The 20,477-nt window shown below is 42.6% G+C and carries 16 protein-coding genes; all 16 read left to right on the forward strand.

Features of this window, described 5'->3' with window-relative positions; genetic code table 11:
* Window position 1 precedes the first annotated feature (1 nt).
* The 16 genes from AC1TO9_RS16895 to AC1TO9_RS16970 all read left to right on the forward strand — a co-directional run bounded on the left by AC1TO9_RS16895 (window position 2) and on the right by AC1TO9_RS16970 (window position 20,407).
* Window positions 2–775 (forward strand): ABC transporter ATP-binding protein, encoded by a 774-nt coding sequence (locus tag AC1TO9_RS16895; protein WP_482057184.1) that lies wholly within the window; start codon window positions 2–4, stop codon window positions 773–775.
* A gap of 19 nt (window positions 776–794) precedes the next feature.
* Entirely contained in the window at window positions 795–1,637 is an 843-nt protein-coding gene (locus AC1TO9_RS16900; protein ID WP_482059928.1) for an ABC transporter permease, read from the forward strand.
* 164 nt (window positions 1,638–1,801) lie between these two features.
* On the forward strand, window positions 1,802–2,764 hold the full coding sequence (locus AC1TO9_RS16905; RefSeq protein WP_482057182.1) for an aromatic acid exporter family protein: 963 nt from the start codon (window positions 1,802–1,804) through the stop codon (window positions 2,762–2,764).
* 135 nt (window positions 2,765–2,899) lie between these two features.
* Window positions 2,900–3,451, forward strand: a complete 552-nt coding sequence (cotE, locus tag AC1TO9_RS16910; RefSeq protein ID WP_482057181.1) for an outer spore coat protein CotE — start codon at window positions 2,900–2,902, stop codon at window positions 3,449–3,451.
* A gap of 149 nt (window positions 3,452–3,600) precedes the next feature.
* Entirely contained in the window at window positions 3,601–4,839 is a 1,239-nt protein-coding gene (locus tag AC1TO9_RS16915) for a putative amidoligase domain-containing protein (protein ID WP_482059929.1), read from the forward strand.
* 36 nt (window positions 4,840–4,875) lie between these two features.
* Window positions 4,876–7,530: a DNA mismatch repair protein MutS gene (gene mutS, locus AC1TO9_RS16920; RefSeq protein WP_482059930.1), complete on the forward strand. Its 2,655-nt coding sequence runs from the start codon at window positions 4,876–4,878 to the stop codon at window positions 7,528–7,530.
* A 748-nt stretch (window positions 7,531–8,278) separates the two neighbouring features.
* A complete protein-coding gene (mutL, locus tag AC1TO9_RS16925) occupies window positions 8,279–10,180 on the forward strand; it encodes a DNA mismatch repair endonuclease MutL (RefSeq protein WP_482059931.1) in 1,902 nt (633 codons plus the stop codon).
* 349 nt (window positions 10,181–10,529) lie between these two features.
* Window positions 10,530–11,309 (forward strand): class I SAM-dependent methyltransferase, encoded by a 780-nt coding sequence (locus AC1TO9_RS16930; protein ID WP_482057177.1) that lies wholly within the window; start codon window positions 10,530–10,532, stop codon window positions 11,307–11,309.
* On the forward strand, window positions 11,299–12,258 hold the full coding sequence (gene miaA, locus AC1TO9_RS16935; protein ID WP_482057176.1) for a tRNA (adenosine(37)-N6)-dimethylallyltransferase MiaA: 960 nt from the start codon (window positions 11,299–11,301) through the stop codon (window positions 12,256–12,258). The genes AC1TO9_RS16930 and miaA overlap by 11 nt, the downstream gene beginning before the upstream one ends.
* Before the next feature lie 40 nt (window positions 12,259–12,298).
* Window positions 12,299–12,538, forward strand: coding sequence for an RNA chaperone Hfq (gene hfq / locus AC1TO9_RS16940; RefSeq protein ID WP_438350972.1), 240 nt, complete (start codon window positions 12,299–12,301; stop codon window positions 12,536–12,538).
* Window positions 12,539–12,661: 123 nt separating this feature from the next.
* Complete coding sequence (locus tag AC1TO9_RS16945; RefSeq protein WP_482059932.1) at window positions 12,662–15,274, forward strand: transglycosylase domain-containing protein; 2,613 nt, start codon at window positions 12,662–12,664, stop codon at window positions 15,272–15,274.
* 266 nt (window positions 15,275–15,540) lie between these two features.
* Window positions 15,541–16,098, forward strand: a complete 558-nt coding sequence (locus AC1TO9_RS16950; protein ID WP_482057174.1) for a ribonuclease FAU-1 family protein — start codon at window positions 15,541–15,543, stop codon at window positions 16,096–16,098.
* Window positions 16,095–16,754 carry a YdcF family protein gene (locus tag AC1TO9_RS16955; protein WP_482057173.1) on the forward strand — a complete coding sequence of 220 codons (660 nt, stop codon included), beginning with the start codon at window positions 16,095–16,097 and terminating at the stop codon, window positions 16,752–16,754. The genes AC1TO9_RS16950 and AC1TO9_RS16955 overlap by 4 nt, the downstream gene beginning before the upstream one ends.
* A 55-nt stretch (window positions 16,755–16,809) precedes the next feature.
* Window positions 16,810–17,784 (forward strand): AAA family ATPase, encoded by a 975-nt coding sequence (locus AC1TO9_RS16960; protein WP_482057172.1) that lies wholly within the window; start codon window positions 16,810–16,812, stop codon window positions 17,782–17,784.
* A gap of 28 nt (window positions 17,785–17,812) precedes the next feature.
* Window positions 17,813–19,108: a GTPase HflX gene (gene hflX / locus AC1TO9_RS16965; RefSeq protein WP_482057171.1), complete on the forward strand. Its 1,296-nt coding sequence runs from the start codon at window positions 17,813–17,815 to the stop codon at window positions 19,106–19,108.
* Between the two features lie 45 nt (window positions 19,109–19,153).
* A complete protein-coding gene (locus AC1TO9_RS16970; RefSeq protein WP_482057170.1) occupies window positions 19,154–20,407 on the forward strand; it encodes a methionine gamma-lyase family protein in 1,254 nt (417 codons plus the stop codon).
* Window positions 20,408–20,477: the final 70 nt, after the last annotated feature.

Consider the following 20,477-nt stretch of genomic DNA (forward strand, 5'->3'; position numbering starts at 1 on the left):
TATGGTACCTGTTGTAGAGTTGAATAATGTTGCTCATATTTATATCACCGATCGTGAAGCCTCTCTGGCTGTGGATCGCCTTCAACTGACTGTACATCCTGGAGAATTTGTAAGTCTTGTTGGGCCAAGTGGCTGTGGGAAAACAACGATTCTTTCGATCATTGCAGGTCTGATTACACCAAGCCAAGGTGAGGTTCTTGTGTATGGACGGAAGCTTATGGGTCCATCATCCGAAGTAGGATATATGTTGCAGCAAGATTATCTGTTTCCATGGCGGACCATTCTAAATAATGCGCTTCTCGGTTTAGAGTTAACAGAGGGGGTCACATTAGAGAATAAAGCGATGACCTTGGCATTGCTTGAAGAAATGGGGCTACAAGGGAAAGAGAATATTTATCCGCAACATCTTTCAGGTGGGATGCGCCAACGCGTGGCGCTCGTACGAACATTAGCGACAGATCCGGGTCTATTGTTGTTGGATGAACCTTTCTCTGCATTGGATTATCAGACGAAATTACAATTAGAAGATCTTATCTCTCGTACTTTACGTGAACGTAACAAAACGGCCGTGTTGGTCACTCATGATCTATCAGAAGCGATCGCCATGAGTGATCGAATTATTCTACTTGGCAGCAATCCGGGTAGAATAAGAAGAATATTTGAGGTGCCGAGAAATATCCGTGACGTATTGCCTTTTCATGCTCGTGATCAGGAGGGCTTTCAAATTCTCTTTCATGAGATCTGGAGCGCGATGGAAATGACGAGTGATCTGTAAATGAGGAGGTGTGATCAGTATGAACAGGTCGAATCCAACAGAGGATGAAACTTCTATAGCGAGAGGGAACTTGCTTACAGAACGATATCAGCAATATCTCGCGCATAAAAATAAACTACGCAGAAATGTATTAACGGTCCAACTGGGTTTGTTGTTGTTTATTCTAATTTTGTGGGAAACCGCGGGGAAACTCAAGTGGATTGATGTATTACTGTTTAGTTATCCTACAAAGATATTTAATCATATTTGGGAAGACATCGTCAGTGGAGAGATTTGGAGGCACATCGGAACGACCGTTGGTGAGACTGTTGTAGGATTTGTACTTGGTACGTTGCTTGGGACTGGGATTGCCGTTCTGCTCTGGTGGTCCCCCTTCGTATCGAAGGTGCTAGATCCTTACATGGTCGTATTCAACAGTATGCCTAAGGTGGCATTGGGCCCCCTCTTTATCGTTGTATTTGGTGCTGGTTTTACAGCTATCGTTGTAACTACGTTGTCGGTCATCGTCATTATTACGACATTAGTCGTGTACAATAGTTTCTCAGAGGTAGATGCGAACCTAGTCAAAGTGGTGAGGACATTTGGTGGTTCACGTTCGGATGTATTTCGTAAAGTGATCTTACCAGCATCATTTCCTGCCATTATTTCCACCTTGAAAGTGAATGTTGGTTTGGCTTGGGTCGGTGTCATTGTGGGTGAGTTTCTAGTGGCGAGGATGGGTCTAGGGTATTTAATTATTTATGGTTTTCAAGTGTTTAACTTTACGTTAGTGATGTCGAGTCTGTTTATTATTGCAGTTGTAGCAACGGTGATGTACCAGGCGGTTGTGTATATGGAGCGCAAGCTGTTAATCCACAAGTAGAAACGACTTCGCCGTCCTTTATCAAGGACGATGCCCGTTTCAGCGGAAATATAAGAAGTTGAGAACCCTCATACTCAAAGCGTATGATAACTCACATTGTGTTGACTTATTAAATAAAGTACCATGAGACTACAATCATAATGACAGAAAAGAGATGTGTTCTCATGGGTATTCGAGTTATAAAAACAGCGATAGCTACACTTATGTCTATTCTGATCGCTGATATGGTCGGTATACCAAATCCTCAGGGTGCGGGTTTATTAGCCATTTTAGGTGTCGAGGTTACTCGTAAAAGGAGTTTGCGCACGATTTCAGCTCGTTTTTTCGCCTCTATCGTGGGGCTTCTTTTTGCATGTATGCTATTTGCCGTCTTCGGTTTCCACTACTGGGTCCTCGGGTTATTTGTATTGTTCGGCTTTCCATTAATCGTTAAAACGAGTTTTAAGGAAGGAATTGTTACAAGCTCCGTCGTTGTGTTTCGTATATTTGGTGGCGAGGATCTATCGTTGCCCGTGCTATTAACACAAATTGAATTGCTAATCATTGGACTAGGTTCAGCGATGGTCGTTAATATGGTGTATATGCCTAAGGTGAGTACACAGATGATTGAGATTCGTCACAAGGTGGACGGGCTATTCGCTATAATATTTCAACATATTAGCCATACTTTACATAATCCCAATTATGTTTGGGATGGAAGCGAACTAATCGAAGCGGGAAAAGCCATTGCAGAAGGATCTCAAGCAGCAAACCGGGGGATGGAGAATCAAGTGGTTCATCCAGATGCAGCATGGAATATTTATTTCTATATGCGTAGGGAACAGCTGGATTTAATTCTAGTCATGGTGCAACGAATTGCTGAAGTATATCAGAAACTTCCTCAGGGTGAATTGGTAGCCGAATTGATGGAACAACTTAGTCATGATGTAACGGAATCGGTATATACAGGTCGTACTGAGATGCTGTTGGAAAAGTTGGAACAAGATTTCAAAGAAATGGATCTTCCAACCACTAGGGAGGAATTCGAGATTAGATCTTCTATTTTACAGCTATGTCGCGAGTTATCCTTATATCTGAAAATTGCTAAGAAGAGTAAGGCTCCTATTCCTGAAAAGCTAACATTTTGAACTTGCACTAGTAGATTTTTACTCAAACATCGTTGCTTTAATAGAAAATTTTATTTATTTGTACTAGGCTAATCAACTTTTGCCTAGTCCCTGCATACACTTAGTAGTGAATGATTGTATGGAGGAGGTTCGAAGATGTCATTAAGTCGTAAACAACAAAGTAGAGAGATCATAACGAAAGCGATCTGTGGCAAAGGTCGTAAGTTCTCTACCGTAACACATACCGTAACTCCGCCGCATAATCCAACCAGTATTTTAGGTGCCTGGATCATTAATCATCAGTATGAGGCTGTTGCGGCGGGGGACGGAATTGAAGTTATTGGTACTTACGATATCAACATTTGGTATTCCTATGACAAGAACTCTCAAACCGATGTAGCGAAAGAAACTGTACCTTATGTAGATTTTGTCTCGCTATCGTATGTAGACCCGAGACATCGGGCATCCACAGTTGAAGTCTCTGCGGATGCAACGCAGGAACCTAGTTGTGTGGAAGCAAGTGTGTCCTCGGGAGGTGGAAGTGTCATCATCCGTGTCGAACGGGAATTCACAGTGGAACTCATTGCGGAGACGAAAGTATTTGTTCTCGTCGGTAACGAGATTTTTGATGACAAGGAATTTGAGTTTGCCGAGGATAATGTTGACTACGAAGATTTGGATCCCGACTTATTGGATGATGATCTGTAACGCATGCGGTTAATTTGTGAAGTATTAAGGTAGTATATGTTGCGAGGGCGTCTGTGTAGAGGGCGGATGCCCTCCTTTTTTGTTTTTATTTTAGAGGATGTTCAAAAAGTCAGCTTTTGATCACGAAGTATAGCAGGGGGCGTATTTAAGTGGATCTAGGGTTGCGGTTCTTTGAATCAATGTCATTGTCTGTCCGTCAAGCTCGGCTCATTCGTTCGGGAGTATCGTCTGAATTAGCGGAAGGTAGGAGAGATCGCCGTCAGGAATCTACATATCGCAGTAGATATGCTGTACAAGTGTGTGATTTACGTGGATTCAATGTCTCCAAGCTAGCGAATGGAGGAATAAGGACGGGATTAACGATGACGTCTGGAGTGGATGAGGAACAAAGTTCTTTAATGAATAGATTGGCGAAGGTGGCCGTTCGAAGTTTTTATACATTAGGATTAGAATCAGGCGAAGCTATAGTCTCAACCTATGGTGAACGTCGCTATGTGTTGGAGAAGATCACGCCGTTGTCGAGATTACAAGACCCGAAGTTGTTAGGGTTATATCATCAGCATCAAGTCAATCTACATAACGCATTACGTATGGAAAAAAGGAAAGGGATTCAGCTTATGATGGGCATGGATCCTGAATTTCTACTTATTGATTCTTCTTCAATGGAAGTCGTCCCGGCATCAGATTTCCTAGAACGTACAGGGGAGGTAGGATGCGATGCTGTTCATATGGGGGGGATTACTAGCTTCCCTGTTGCTGAATTGCGCCCCGAACCGAGTCTACAACCGCGTGGATTACTTGTGGAACTTATGCACGCCATGAGTTCTGCTTCTCACATGATCAAAGATAGATCCTTAATGTGGAAAGCTGGGGGAATGCCAGTGCCTGGATTACCTTTGGGTGGGCACTTGCACTTCAGTGGTATCGTTCTGACTTCGGCTCTTTTGCAAGTGTTGGATAATTATCTCACTCTCCCCGTAATGTTACTTGAGGATCAATCAAGTTTGGCAAGGAGACCCCGTTATGGGTATCTTGGGGATTTCAGAAGACAGCCTCATGGGGGCTTTGAATATCGAACTCTACCTAGTTTCTTAGTATCTCCAATGGTTACAAAGGGTGTCGTTTGTCTTGCATATATCGTGGTTCGTAATTATAAAAAGTTAATGTTGCGACCATTAGAGCAAGAGAAAATTCATAGCGCTTTCTATGAGGGGTTGAAGCAGCCGATTCGAGATTGTATCGAGCCCTTATTCCGAGATATGAGATCACTTAGCGACTATTCAAACTATTCAAAATATATCGATCCTCTGTTGGATCGTATGTCTAGCGGAAGATCATGGGATGAATCACGGGATATCCGTCCGCTCTGGAAGGTTCCTGTGTTATAATCAGGATTAGCATAATTAGATTTATGGAGGTAACTCATGTCCCAATATACGCCAATGATTGAACAATATTTGAATGTGAAGAAACAAGCACAAGATGCATTTTTATTTTTTCGACTAGGGGATTTCTATGAAATGTTCTTTGAAGATGCTATCCGTGCATCTCGTGAGCTTGAGATTACGCTTACGAGTCGTGGTGGTGGAGGAGATGGCAAAATACCGATGTGTGGTGTTCCTTACCATGCCGCGGAGGGCTATATCCAGCGTCTCATTGAAAAGGGATTTAAGGTTGCCATCTGTGAGCAACTTGAGGATGCTGCAACGACGAAAGGAATGGTACGCCGAGGTATCGTTCGCGTTGTGACACCAGGAACGAATATGGACGGCAAGAATATAGCTGATAAATCAAATAATTATTTAGTCTGTGTGACAACTTCAGGTGGGATGATGAGCTTATCTGCTTGTGATTTGTCTACGGGAGAATTATACGTGACATCTGTCCCATCCTCACTGGAATGGTTACGTGATGAGATTAACATATATGAACCATCTGAGATTATTGGAGATGAAGGGATGCTTGCGAGCATTCGGTCATTACAGCTTCAAGGGAATAGACCTGTCCTTTATACGCCATGGGAGAAGAAGGAAGAGAAGATGGTCAGAAGTCAATTCGGCGAAGCCGCATGGGCTCGACTAGACCAAGAGCGTGGAACTTGTATCTCTGTACTGATCTCCTATCTTAATGAGACACAGAGACGTTCGCTAGGTCAATTAACACAGATCTCATCGTATGAACCTGGACATTATATGATTCTGGATCCTTTTACCCGCCGTAATCTAGAGTTAGTAGAGACCGTCCGTGACAGATCTAAGAAAGGCTCACTATTATGGCTTCTAGATAAAACAGAGACATCCATGGGAGCACGCCTATTACGACGTAGAATCGATAAACCGTTGTTACATCGTAGTCGAATTGAGGAAAGGCTTGAAGCCGTAGAATTGCTGTACAACCAGCTTATATTACGTGAAGATTTACGGCATTCACTCAGTGATATATATGATTTGGAGCGGCTTGTAGGCAGAATCGCCTTTGGCAATGCTACGGGTCGAGATCTGATAGCGCTCAAGTTATCACTAAGACAGATTCCAGCGCTTAAAGAGCTATGTGCTGCTTCCTCATCGGTGACATTAGGGAAGATTGCAAGCGAGCTGGATCCCTGTGGTGATCTGCATGACGCGATTGAGCAGGCAATCGTCGATGAACCGCCTATTTCAGTTCGAGAGGGTGGATTAATTAAGGCTGGATACCATCATCATTTGGACGAGCTTAGAGAGGCCAGCACTAACGGGAAAAAGTGGATTGCGGAGCTAGAGGCGCAAGAGCGCGTGGTAACGGGAATTAAGTCATTGAAGATTGGATTCAATAAAGTGTTTGGATATTATATCGAATTAACCAAGGCTAATATCGGGGCATTACCAGAAGGAAGATATGAACGGAAACAGACGCTGGCGAATGCGGAACGATATGTCACGCCTGAACTGAAAGAGAAAGAGGGATTGATTCTCGAGGCTCAGGAGAAGATGGTGGACTTAGAATATGAACTCTTCACAGAGCTAAGAGAGAAATTGAGTAATCAAATCCAACGACTACAATCCCTTGCGGAGAAGGTCGCTGAATTGGACGTATACCAATCTCTCGCTGCGATTAGTGTAGAACATGGTTTCGTGAAGCCGGTGCTGACGGACAATTACGATCTGATCATTGAAGGTGGACGTCATCCTGTCGTCGAGGCTGTGATGAAAGATGCTGATTTCATTGCTAACTCAACGGAATTATCTAAGGAATCGGCCAATATTTTACTCATTACGGGTCCTAATATGGCAGGGAAAAGTACGTATATGCGTCAAGTGGCTCTTATATCTATACTGGCTCAAATGGGCTGCTATGTACCTGCAAATCGAGCGGAAATTCCTATGGTAGATCGTATATTTACTCGAATTGGTGCAGCGGATGACTTAATTGGGGGCCAGAGTACTTTCATGGTTGAAATGGCTGACATTCAAGTGATGACAGAGAAAGCAACCTCGCGGAGTCTGATCATTATTGATGAACTTGGACGTGGGACTTCAACGAGTGAAGGGATGGCCATTGCTCAAGCGGTTATTGAATTTGTACATGATCAAATTGGCTGTAAAGCACTAGTCTCAACGCACTTCCACGAATTATCACATATGGAAGAAAGTTTGATTGGCTTACGCAATTACTCTATGTCCGTGCAGGAGAGTGGCGATAAGGTCCACTTCCTACGTAAACTGATTCCAGGCGCTGCCGGAAGTAGTTATGGCGTTTATTGTGCTCGCTTAGCAGGCTTGCCAGATTCCATTATTGACCGAGCCAATACGCTTCTGGAAGGTTTGGAACATGCGCCTTCGCAAGTGGCAGTTAGTGTTGAGCAAGTTAAGGGCGATTGCTTTGATCACACAGACGAGATAAAGGAAGCTAGCGCTGTTGTGCAGCTATCTATATTTGGTGAAGAGGATATACAACACAAGAAGAAGGAAACACCAGCGCCAATGAACCCTTCTGTCACTCATATTATTGAATCGGTTAAGAATGTGGACCTCATGAATATGACACCGTTACAAGCGATGCAATTGTTACTTGAGCTTAGTGTGAAGGCGAAAGGGATATGAATTAGAGGCTCAACACTAAAATCAGCGGTTGACTATTTCGATAAGATCAGATTGCAGTTGCAGTTGCAGTTGCAGTTGCAGTTGCAGTTGCAGTTGCAGTTGCAGTTGCAGTTGCAGTTGCAGTTGTACTCAACTAAACCTTATACCCGTCTTGATCCGCTGTGAAGTAACTTAAGAACCACCTTACTACCGTTCTATAGAGCCAACACCAACCGCCGTATGGTATAAGCCTGCAACGGTACATCCTTTTTCTGCTTGATCTATCGATTCACTGCAGATACCTGCGATAATACATCTTTTAGCCTATTAAAGGGACAAACCCTCCTACTTATGATTAAATACCTGCATGATCGCAGGTATCTTCGTGATATCATTGGTTTCGAAAGAAATGCCTGCACTTTCGCAGGAATATGACAATCATCTGAATAAGTAGGTACGAGGAATCTCTTATTCTGATTCTGCGGTCTTAAGTTCCTAATAAGAGGAATTGGGTTGGATGAAGTGGAGAAGTACGAAGCAGCGTAGGTGACGGAATTGTCCTGAAGAAGCGGAAGCGTTCGCCCACAAGCTTTCCGTAGGAAAGCTACTTCGGAAGCATATGCTTTGCCCTCTGATTTCTACCGCTATGCGGTATATAATCAAGAAATCGGAGGGCAACAGCGATCGAAAGGACAATCCGTCAGTGCAGCGGTCATTCTACACTACTGTTTTTCAAAAACTATATTTTTGTACGAGAGAGGGAATAGCCATGGCCAAAATTCATGTATTGGACGAGCACATTGCTAACCAGATTGCCGCAGGTGAAGTTGTGGAGCGGCCTGCTTCTGTTGTTAAAGAGCTAGTGGAGAATGCTATTGATGCCGGGAGCACCAAGATTGAAGTCATTATAGAAGAAGGTGGACTGCAAAGCATTCGCGTCATGGACAACGGGTCAGGTATTGAACCGGATGATTGTGAAGCGGCCTTTTATCGCCATGCGACAAGTAAAATAACGAATGGACGCGATCTTTTTAACATTACTAGTTTAGGATTCAGAGGTGAAGCGTTAGCGAGTATCGCAGCGGTATCTAAGTTGACGTTAACCACTTCGAGCAATGAGGATGGACTGGGCCGCAAGCTAGTTATTGAGGGCGGAAAGCTAATTGAAAACGAAGATACAGCCTCATCTCGGGGGACTTCTTTTGTCGTGAAGGAATTATTCTATAATACACCGGCAAGGCTTAAATATATGAAAACCATTCAGACAGAACTTGGTCATATTTCAGATTATATGTACCGCATTGCCTTATCTCATCCTGAGATCGGTATTATATTGAGACATAATGAGAATACATTACTACAAACCGTAGGTAATGGGGATCTGTTGCAGGTAATTGCCGCAATATACGGAACACAAGCCGCGAAGGCGATGCTTCCATTGCAAGTAGAAGACAAGGATTTCAGTTTGCAAGGATATGTTAGTCGCCCGGAATGGACGCGATCGAATCGGAACGGAATTTCAACGATTGTAAATGGTCGATATATTCGTAGTTATGGCTTGAACCAAGCAATTACGAGAGCTTATCATACGTTATTACCGATCAATCGCTTTCCACTAGCTATTCTTTCTCTAACGATGCATCCTTCGATTGTGGATGTGAACGTACACCCGGCCAAGCTTGAGGTGCGTTTCAGTAAAGAAAATGAATTGTATCCTTTCGTTGAACAAGCCATTTATGCTGTGTTACGTCAACAAGTCCTCATTCCACAACCTGTGAAACATCACATTGGTCAAAGTGGGTCATCCTTTATTCAAGAACAGTTCCGGTTCACGAAGGATCAGTCTAATGCGAGCGTGGGGCAAGGTTTAAGTGGTCAAGAGGAACGATTGCCTGTTAAGCCTATTTCATCTATGAATTCTGGATCCGAATGGCCTGTTCGCACAGATGTAAGTTCTCCCATGAGAGAACGTAAAGATCAGAATTATGGAGCAAATAAGGAAATGGGTTACCGACCTACAGAGGCGAAGAATGTATCCTTCAACCCGGAAGTCTATGCTGCACCAGCAAGTGGTTCGCCTGAACTTCCTCCATTTCCTGAATTAACGCTTATCGGTCAGCATCATGGAACCTATTTAATCGCACAGAACGAAGAGGGGCTTTATTTGATCGATCAACATGCAGCACATGAACGAATCAATTATGAATTTTATTATGAACAATTTGGTCGTCCTGACGATGCTTCGCAAGAGCTTTTACTACCGATAACGTTAGAATTTACGCCCTCGGAGTCTGAGCAACTGAAACAAAAGCTGAATTGGTTCGAACAGGTAGGGGTTTATTTAGAACATTTCGGTGGGCAGACCTTTCGGGTGAGATCACATCCCTACTGGTTCCCTAAGGGAGAAGAGCAGGAAATTATTGAAGAGATGGCAGAGTGGGTCCTTAGTGAACGCATGATTGATTTAGCCAAGTTAAGAGAGAAGTCATCTGTTCTATGCTCATGTAAGGCCTCAATTAAAGCGAATCAAAGGTTGACTCCGTTAGAGTCGGATACTCTCTTAGAACGGTTGGCTGCTTGCAAGCAACCTTACACTTGCCCTCATGGACGACCTATTGTTATTTCGTTCTCGGCTTATGATCTAGAGAAATTATTTAAACGTGTCATGTAGTTAATTATAATGAGAGTTCAAAAAGTCAGGTTTTCAGCACTAAAGTGTATGCTTACGATGCTGCGTTTCTTCGAAACGCCGTAGAAGATTGAATGAAGATAGGGAGTGAGGAGCGGAGCTACACGTTTTCGTAGATAATGACTTCGGAAGCCTACGCTTGCAGTACCTACGTGAGCACCTGAAATGTTTCCGGAGGAAACATACTTCGAAAGCATACACTAGGACCGGCTGAATTCAATCTTCGATGTCGAATACGCTTCTTGGTAACCTTCGTGATCAAAAGATGACTTTTTGAACAACCTCTTAATAGGGGTTGAAGGATTATTCTTACAGAGGATAGGAGAACATAATGATTATTACGACAGGAAACGCGGCTGGACAACAATTGGTCAAGCGTGCTGAGACTATAGCGGTGGATACAGGGTTTACATATGTGCCGCGTGAGTCAACCTCGTTAACGAAACTGATGGAAAGATCAGGTGAAACAGTAGCCCTTGTAGTCTTAGAGGGTGGCGCGAGATTAGTTAGACCAGATGGTTCTTTGATAGAGTATCATCCGAGTATGGGGTATGTACGGGCGAAGCGGGTAATAAAGGGTGACCCTGATCCGATGTTAGATGCGGCAGGTATGCAGCCAGGTGATTCGGTCCTTGATTGTACAGCCGGGTTAGGAAGTGATTCACTCGTATTTGCAGTGAAGGCTGGATCCGAGGGTCAAGTGACAGCTTTAGAAAGCTCGATCGATATGGCTGTATTGTTGAAAGAAGGATTCGGTCATTATGTAACAGGTATGGAGACGGTCAATCAGGCGATGCGCAGAATAAAAGTGAAACATGGACATCATCTAGATATTTTGCGAGAAATGGCAGATGATAGTGTAGATATCGTATACTTCGATCCTATGTTTCGTGAACCTTTGATGGATTCGGCAGCGATTAATCCTTTACGTGAATTTGCAAATGGGGACGCACTGAGTTTAGATAGTATACAAGAAGCTGTCCGAGTTGCTAGAAAGACTGTCATGCTTAAAGAGAAATGGGGCAGTCCAGAATTTGCTCGACTCGGCTTCCGAATGTTAGAACGTAACCAATCAAAAATCACGTATGGAGTGATATTCCTTGACAACTGAAACTAAACCATCTTTATTGGTACTCCTGGGTCCAACCGCCGTCGGCAAGACAAAGATGAGTATTGAACTAGCTAAATTATTCGGATGCGAAATTATATCGGGTGATTCGATGCAAGTGTATCGCCAGATGGATATAGGTACTGCCAAAATCTCCGTCGATGAAATGGAAGGCATTCCACATCATTTAATAGATATTCACGATCCAGATGAGGCTTATTCAGTCGCAGAGTTCCAAGAACAGTGCCATCGTCTCATTGGAGAAATTCATGGTCGGGGGCGTATCCCTTTTATTGTTGGAGGAACGGGGCTGTATATTGAGTCTGTCTGTTATGGGTTTCAGTTTACTGAAGTTGGTGCTGACGAAGTATTCCGTAGTGAGCAGGTTCAATATGCAGAAAGCTACGGTGCGGAGGCATTACATGATGTATTAAAGCTTGTAGATCCCATCAGTGCAGAGAGATTGCATATGAATGATCAACGTAGAGTGATTCGTGCTTTGGAAATTCACCATTTAACGAATACGACACTATCTGCGCAAATGGCCGCCCAAACGAAAGAGTCTCCCTATGATCTAAGCATCATTGGTTTGACAATGGATAGGCAAATACTATATAAACGAATTGAAGCGCGTATCGATGAGATGATACAACAAGGTTTAGTAGCTGAAGTAACGAATTTAATGAATAAAGGTTTTGACAAGAGTCTGATCTCTATGCAAGGATTGGGTTATAAAGAAGTTATTTCCTTCCTAGAGGGTGAGTTGACATGGGAAGATACGATCACGTTATTGAAGCGGGATACGCGGAGATTTGCAAAGAGGCAGTTGTCTTGGTTCCGCCATATGAAAGATATTTCATGGGTGGATGTAACGGACAAAGAAAACTTTTCCGAGAACTTCGCCCAGATTCATGATATAATAGCAGGAAAGCTTCTTTCAAATAGGGAATAGTTAACAAAGAAAAATAAATGAAACATTGGGGGAACGTTTTATGAACAAATCCATCAACATCCAAGATACTTTTCTAAATCAACTACGTAAAGAGAGCATTTCTGTTACCATATTTTTGGTTAACGGTTTTCAAATCAGAGGTACGATCAAAGCATTCGATAATTTCACGGTTGTTGTGGATAGTGAAGGTCGTCAACAAATGCTGTTCAAACATGCGATATCAACGATTACACCGCAACGTAATGTTTCATTGATGCAAGAACCTCCCACTGTGGGATAAGTCATTGTGAAACCTTTTGGAGTGTTATTACGTTTAAATGAATAGGAAATAGACTGAGCAACCTACTAAGGGTTGTTCTTTTCATTCCAGTACTAGAATGAAGGAGTCAAGGGGGGAATTACAATGGTTCATAAACGACCTACTAGGGCGAATACAAATACAGATCAGCCCAAGAAGAAAAACAAGAGAAAGATATCCAAGAAGAAGATTTTTTGGAGCTTGTTTTTTACAATAGCGATTGCCGTGTTTTGCGCATTAGCAGGATTTCTATATATCACCTTAAGTGGTGAGAAGTTATATATGGAAAATAAGGATAAGCTTATCCCGAATGAAAGCTCGAAATTGTATGATCGTAATGGGAGCTTGATGTACGAATTATCTATTCAGCAAAGCGACCCTGTTGAGAGTGATCAAATCCCTCAGCTATTAAAGGATGCCTTTATCGCAACGGAGGATAAACGTTTCTTGGAGCATAGTGGAGTGGACATTTGGTCCATTGGCCGTGCAGCCGTGAAAGATATTATGGCAAGGTCTATGGTTGAGGGTGGTAGTACGATTACTCAGCAGCTCGCCAAAAATATATTTCTGACACGTGAGAAGACATTCTTCCGTAAAGCAACCGAAATGTCGATTGCGATGACGTTAGAACGTAAGATGTCTAAAGATGAGATTATTACGATGTATCTTAATCGGATCAATTTCGGTGGTCAAAGATATGGGATCAAGGCAGCATCAGAGTATTATTTTGGCAAGAAGAATTTGAATGATTTGGAGATCTGGCAAATGGCAACTTTGGCGGCAATGCCAAAAGGGCCAACGAAATATAATCCTTTACGAAATCCAGAGTTGTCTATGGAGCGTCGCTCTGTAGTGTTACTGTTGATGGAGGAGCAAGGATATATTACGAGTGCAGAGCGAGAAGAAGCAAAGAATGTAGTGTATGACTACACTCCGCCTGCGAAGAAGCAACAGTATTTAGCCTTCATTGATTATGTGATGAGTGAGGCTGAAGAAATGACCGGATTAACGCAAGATGACCTGAACGTCGGTGGATATAAGATTTATACGACAATGGACACGAATGCGCAGAAGGTTATTGAAAAAGAGTTCGCCGATAGCGATAATTTCGAGAAGAGCCCGGATAATATTCAGGTGCAGGCTTCTATGGTTATTATGAATAATCAGAGTGGGGCTATCGTGGCTCTCATGGGTGGCAGAGATTATGAACGGAAGGGATTTAGTCGCGTTACGGGCAGTCGAAGACAACCGGGATCGGTAATTAAACCAATAGTTTCTTATGCGCCAGCACTAGAATCTGGAGAATATAGTAGTACTTCACTACTTAGTAACATGAAGCAATGTTTCGGTAATTACTGTCCACGTAACTTGAGTGGATATTCGGAAACGATCAGTATGTCTGATGCGATAAAGACCTCCGAGAATATACCGGTTGTATGGTTATTGAATGAAATAGGTGTGAATACCGGCTTTAAGTTTGCACAGAAATTAGGAATAACGTTAGAGCCAGAGGATAAGAACTTGTCTTTAGCGCTGGGTGGTCTTAATTCAGGTACCAATACGTTAGAGATGGCTCAGGCTTTTAGCGCATTCGCGAATGATGGCATTTTGAATGAAGCTTATTCAATCAAAATCATTAAGGATAGTAAAGATAAAGTTAAATATGAGCGTAAGCAGAATGGTAAAGAAGTGATGAGTAAGGACACTTCTTCTCAAATGACAGAAATGTTGCAGAATGTTGTAGTTAGTGGTACGGGTAAAAGAGCAGCAATAAGTAGACCGGTTGCAGGGAAAACAGGCACAACTCAGAGTGGTATTAAGGGGAATAGTGGTAACCGTGATGTGTGGTTTGTAGGTTACACACCTGAACTCACTGCAGCAGTGTGGATGGGATATGACCAACCTGATGCAACACACATGCTCAAGAAGGGCAGTTCTGTAGCTTCAACCTTTTGGGGAAAAGTGATGGAACAGGCGGTGCAAGGGTTCGATCCGTTAAGTTTCCCGGCTCCTGAAAAGGCGAAAGAGCCAATACCCGAACCAGAACCAGAGATGGCTCCGGTAGTTACAGGATTAAATGGCTCATATGATCCGAATACACAAATTGTGTCGCTGAATTGGAATGGTATAGAAGATAGTAATGTTCAGTATCGTCTGTACCGTAAAGAATCTTCCGAGGCAGATTTTAGAATAGTTGTGGAAGCTACATCATCAAGTGGTGTAGAGGATTTCGACACGATCGAAGGACTTTCTTACGAATATTACGTTACAGCATTTCTCGCAGATGATAACGTGGAATCAGAGAAATCTAATATTGTTCAGATCGTGACCGCGCCTGAAGAACCTATCGAGGAGCTTCCCGAGCTCCCAGACTTTGATCAACAACCAGATAACGGTAACGGAAACGAGAATGGCAATGGGAACGGACACGGTAATGGAAATGAGAACGGCAACGGTAATGGTAATGGAAACGGGAACGGCAACGGCAACGGCAACGGTAATGGACACGGCAATGGACACGGCAATGGACACGGCAATGGGAATGGTGGTCCTGGCGTCGAAACGCCACCTGTGAATGAGGGTGAAATCATTCCACCCGCTGAGGAGGTAACTCCTGTTGATCCGGAAGGAGGAGGTGTTGGGGAAACGACATCTCAAGATCGAGGCCGTGATACTACTATAGGTGATTACGTAATTCCAGAGACGACATCTCCATAAGAGGAAGTTTAATAAGTTATCTTTTTAACTCGCACTATCAGTAATATGATATGCAAATAGTGACACATGATCCTGACGGTAAGATTTCCGTCAGGATTTTTTCTTTTCAGAGTAGGACATATGGTGGTATGCTGTATAATTAAGCTATAAAAGATGACTTTTTGAACAACCTCTAAAAGAGGCGGTTTGAATAGTATGGCTCTTTTTTGAGTGTGAATCACATATGTGATAAGCTGTAGCTAACATAGTTGGAGAGGGAAATTTCCATGAAACGTAAATTTGGAGATCGTGCGAACTGGCGAAGAATCTCACGCCGCCGCTTTACCTGCCGGTATGTAGAATCCGACAGGTTTACAGGCTATATTACGTTGTATACCATTTATAATCTGAAGGAACCGCTATGGAAAACGTATGGCAAACACACGTGTCGGATTGCTGATAAGGGATATTCTTGGCTACAATATTATCCAAAGAACAGTCATTATATTGTCACTGCTATGTTTGATGAGCGAGAAGAAATTATTCAATGGTATATTGATACATGCAAAATACAAGGAGTTACCGATCAAGGCGTACCTTGGTTTGATGATTTGTATTTAGATGTTGTCGTGCTTCGAAATGGTGAAGTATTCCTTCTAGATGAAGACGAGTTGGATGATGCATTGCGACGAAAAGATATTACAGAAGAGGATTATCGATTAGCTGTATCAACAGCAAAGAACCTATTGGATGAGATTGATAATCAGAAATTCCCTTACTTCTTGATGTCATTAGAACATCGTAAACAATTGTTTGAGAACGATGAGTTCAGGAGGAATTCATGATTCGGAATCATAGTAGAAATATGAATGGGTTCAAGAGGATTGTTATCACGATTGCCGTAATCTTCTTCTTGATTCTAATGTGGTCAGGCTATGCATTATGGAAGATTAATTCTGTGCAATCATCTGATGCGAGTCAATCTGCGGAAGTTGGTATCATCCTTGGTTCTTCTATGTGGGGCGATGTGCCGAGCCCTAGTCTTAAGGAAAGACTGGATCATGGACTAAAGCAGTATAATGAAGGTAAGTTTGATTGGTTTATCGTAAGTGGGGGACTGGACCAGCCTGAATTCAATTTCACTGAAGCTGAAGGTATGCGCCAATATTTACTAGATCATGGTGTATCCGATGAAGTCATTATGATGGAGAATGAGGCAACGAGTACATTGGAGAATTTGAAATTTAGCCAACTAATTATGAATCAGCATGGATGGTCCTCAGCAATCATTATTACACATACATACCATGGGATGCGTGCATTCGAAATAGCAGAACATTTGGATTACGCTCATCCTTTACTGTCAACGACGGATTCGAAGGTTCTTTCGATGTCTTATCATAAGAGCAGAGAGATTCTGGCATATTCAAAGTGGAAGCTAGATGAATGTTTGTTAAAGCTTGGGTTTAAATCGTTGAAATCTGTTAATAACCCCAAGTAAAGTAGAATACATTGAATAGAGATATCATCCCAGTAGATAATGAGGTGATGGATGCATGAGCGGGCGTGTCGTCGCATCAAACGGCAAGGCTGATGGCAGACCATCTAGACAAATCAATGTTGTTTTACGTAGCCAGGATGCACCTGTGCTGACTAAAGTGGTGTCTGATCGCGAGAACCCCAAGGTTCCAAAAGTAACCCCTGAACAAGGGTTATACCAAGAAATTCAGCGAGATCTGGAACAACTTGTGGGTTTGGATAACATCAAAGAGTTGGTTTTTGAAATTTTTGCGTTGCTTCAGGTGGCGGTTATGCGTGCAGATGCGGGATTGGCAAGTGGTTCTCAAGTCTATCATATGATTTTTAAAGGGAACCCCGGAACAGGAAAGACAACCGTTGCGAGAATTATAGCTAAACTATTTCAGAAGATGGGTGTGCTAACTAAAGGGCATTTAATTGAAGTTGAGCGTGCGGATTTAGTTGGTGAATACATTGGTCATACGGCTCAGAAGACGAGAGATCTCGTGAAAAAGGCTTTAGGTGGCATTCTTTTTATTGATGAGGCGTATAGCTTGGCTCGTGGCGGGGAAAAGGACTTCGGTAAAGAGGCGATCGATACATTAGTAAAATCAATGGAAGACCAAAAGAACCAATTTATTCTTATCCTTGCTGGATATTGCGATGAGATGGATACCTTTTTGCAGACCAATCCTGGGCTTCCTTCGAGATTCCCAATACAGGTCGATTTCTCTGATTATACGGTGGATCAACTCATTCAAATCTCAGAACTTATGGCAAAAGATAGAGATTATATTCTAATGCCACAGGCGATACTAAAATTAAGGCAACATATTGTACTAGAGAAGACGGAAGGTTTACATGCGTTTAGTAATGCAAGATATGTTCGTAATATGATTGAGAAGTCGATTCGCAATCATGCTGTAAGGCTTTTGAATCAATATGAGAACAGTAACCCAGGCAAGCAAGAGTTGATGACTTTACGTACGGAAGATTTCAGGTTCAATCTATGATTTAGCAGATAAAGGGGCAATTAAATTTATGGCAAACACCATCACGTTTGATACAGAAGCGGAAATACAAGCACGTGCAGTCCTAGTAAGTCTAGTGACAGATGAGGTAAAAAGAAAAGGAATCGACCCAGAGCATTCTTTACATGAATTAATTCAATTAGCCGAAACAGCAGGTGTAGAAGTGGTGGATTCCCTAAGTCAGAATCTTGCCAAAAAGGATCCTAAATTTTTCATTGGTAAAGGTAAAGTAGATGAACTTCGGATGATTATGGAGGAGAATGACGCCAATACAGCTATATTTGACCATGAGCTATCCGGAGCACAGGTTCGGCATTTAGAAGAAATGTTAGATGCTAAAATTATCGACAGGACGCAGTTGATCCTTGATATTTTTGCCCAAAGAGCGAATACGCGTGAGGGTATTATTCAGGTTGAACTGGCACAGTTAACTTATCTACTGCCACGTCTATCCGGGCAGGGTCAGAATCTTTCACGTCTAGGTGGCGGTATTGGGACTAGAGGGCCGGGAGAAAGTAAACTAGAAACGGACAGACGCCATATACGAGGTCGTGTAGATGATTTGAAGCATCAATTAGATGAGATTACCCGTCATCGCAAGCTGTATCGCGAACGTAGAAAGAAAAGTGAAGTGGTTCAAGTCGCACTTGTTGGTTATACGAATGCGGGTAAATCTACCTTGCTCAAACAATTAACGGATGCTGACGTATATATTCAAGATCAATTGTTCGCTACTTTAGATCCTACCTCACGTGTGTTAGAATTACCTACTGGTAAGGAAGTCGTACTTACGGATACTGTAGGATTCATTCAGAATTTACCCCATGACCTGATTGCAGCGTTTCGTTCTACGTTGGAGGAAGTGAATGAGGCAACATTGATCCTTCATGTGGTGGATGCGTCATCCGATATGAGAGAAGATCAGATGGCTGTCGTTCAATCTATCCTTGAAGATTTAGGGGCATCGAACAAACCACAAATCGTTCTCTATAATAAGAAGGATGCTTGTACACCGGAACAACTGCAAATGCTGAATTCGGGTGAAGGGTATTTAAAGATTAGTGCGTTCGATGAAACGGATTTATTAGCGATACGTGATGCGATTCAGACGACTCTGAAGGGGGATACTTTAACTTTTCGTATTCCTGCAAATCGTGGAGATATAGTGTCACTCTTGTATCGTGTTGGTGAGGTCACTGATCAGGAGTTCGATGGTAGTGATTCACTCTATACGGTTCTGCTTCATAAGGCCGATTATGAGAGAGAAGGCTATTTGCTACAAGAATATATTGAGACATTAAAGTGAAGTAACTAGAAGAGAATGAAGACAGCAAGGGAGAATTGAAAAGAAATGGCAAGATTTACGGAAGAATTGGAACAGTATATGATTTCGGTGGAAGAACAGATTAAAGATCAGGTGCAAGCAGTTGATCGCATAGTGGATTTGAATCAGTGGAAAGTGATTGATGCATTCCAAACCCATAAAGTCAGCGATTATCATTTCGCTGGCTCTACAGGTTATGCCTATAATGATCGTGGTCGCGAAGTTTTAGATTTAGTATATGCAGATGTATTTGGGGCTGAAGCAGCACTTGTTCGGCCTCATTTTGCATCGGGTACTCATACTATTTCGACAGCTTTATTTGGTGTGTTGCGCCCAGGTGATGAATTATTTTATATTACAGGACGGCCTTATGATACGCTTCATAAGGTTATAGGTGCAGCGGGCGATGGTTTGGGTTCCTTATTAGATTTCGGGATTACATATAGAGAAGCCGCATTGTTAGAGGATGAGAGTGTGGATTGGGATGCTGTTGAGAAAGGGATAACAGCATCAACCAAAGTGATTGGAATCCAACGTTCTAGGGGATATGATTGGCGTGCCTCATTCTCGGTGGAGCAAATTGGGGAAATGGTTCGACGTGTCAAGGCGATTAATCCAGAACTCATTGTATTTGTTGATAACTGCTATGGAGAATTTACAGAAGAATATGAACCAACAGATGTGGGTGCCGACCTAATAGCAGGATCTTTAATCAAGAACCCTGGTGGTGGCATAGCGGAGACGGGTGGATATATTTGTGGCAAGAGAGAATATGTAGATCAAGCATCTTATCGTCTGACCGCACCGGGAATTGGTAGTGAGGTAGGAGCGATGATGGGAACGACACGAGGGATTTATCAAGGCCTATTCTTGGCCCCTACTATTGTAGGACAGGCTATTAAAGGTAGTGTATTTGCTGCGGCTATGTTTGAGAAATTTGGGTTTGTTACGAAACCAGCTTGGAACGAGAAGCGAACGGATCTCATTCAGGCGATTTCTTTTACAGGACCAGAGCATTTAATCGCATTTGTTCAAGGTATTCAGCGTGCTGCAGCGGTAGATAGTTATGTCGTTCCTGAGCCATGGGAGATGCCTGGGTATGAACATCCTGTTATTATGGCTGCCGGTACATTTATTCAAGGTGGAAGCTTGGAATTATCAGCAGATGCACCTATTAGAGAACCTTATATTGCTTATATGCAGGGTGGATTGACCTACGCTCATGTGAAGTACGGGGTGCTTAAGGCACTACAAATGATGATCGATAAAAAACTTGTGTGAGCTTACCTGACATTCTATTGACACTAGAAAATGCGGTATGTAGAATGATAGATATTAGATCACTGGAAGG

The organism is Paenibacillus sp. Y916 (assembly GCF_056786435.1).

Excerpts from the sequence above, each read along its gene's own strand:
- AC1TO9_RS16895 (WP_482057184.1), top strand. The coding sequence starts at position 2 with ATGGTACCTGTTGTAGAGTTGAATAATGTTGCTCATATTTATATCACC.
- AC1TO9_RS16900 (WP_482059928.1), top strand. The coding sequence starts at position 795 with ATGAACAGGTCGAATCCAACAGAGGATGAAACTTCTATAGCGAGAGGG.
- AC1TO9_RS16905 (WP_482057182.1), top strand. The coding sequence starts at position 1,802 with ATGGGTATTCGAGTTATAAAAACAGCGATAGCTACACTTATGTCTATT.
- cotE (WP_482057181.1), top strand. The coding sequence starts at position 2,900 with ATGTCATTAAGTCGTAAACAACAAAGTAGAGAGATCATAACGAAAGCG.
- mutS (WP_482059930.1), top strand. The coding sequence starts at position 4,876 with ATGTCCCAATATACGCCAATGATTGAACAATATTTGAATGTGAAGAAA.
- mutL (WP_482059931.1), top strand. The coding sequence starts at position 8,279 with ATGGCCAAAATTCATGTATTGGACGAGCACATTGCTAACCAGATTGCC.
- AC1TO9_RS16930 (WP_482057177.1), top strand. The coding sequence starts at position 10,530 with ATGATTATTACGACAGGAAACGCGGCTGGACAACAATTGGTCAAGCGT.
- hfq (WP_438350972.1), top strand. The coding sequence starts at position 12,299 with ATGAACAAATCCATCAACATCCAAGATACTTTTCTAAATCAACTACGT.
- AC1TO9_RS16945 (WP_482059932.1), top strand. The coding sequence starts at position 12,662 with ATGGTTCATAAACGACCTACTAGGGCGAATACAAATACAGATCAGCCC.
- AC1TO9_RS16950 (WP_482057174.1), top strand. The coding sequence starts at position 15,541 with ATGAAACGTAAATTTGGAGATCGTGCGAACTGGCGAAGAATCTCACGC.
- AC1TO9_RS16955 (WP_482057173.1), top strand. The coding sequence starts at position 16,095 with ATGATTCGGAATCATAGTAGAAATATGAATGGGTTCAAGAGGATTGTT.
- AC1TO9_RS16960 (WP_482057172.1), top strand. The coding sequence starts at position 16,810 with ATGAGCGGGCGTGTCGTCGCATCAAACGGCAAGGCTGATGGCAGACCA.
- hflX (WP_482057171.1), top strand. The coding sequence starts at position 17,813 with ATGGCAAACACCATCACGTTTGATACAGAAGCGGAAATACAAGCACGT.
- AC1TO9_RS16970 (WP_482057170.1), top strand. The coding sequence starts at position 19,154 with ATGGCAAGATTTACGGAAGAATTGGAACAGTATATGATTTCGGTGGAA.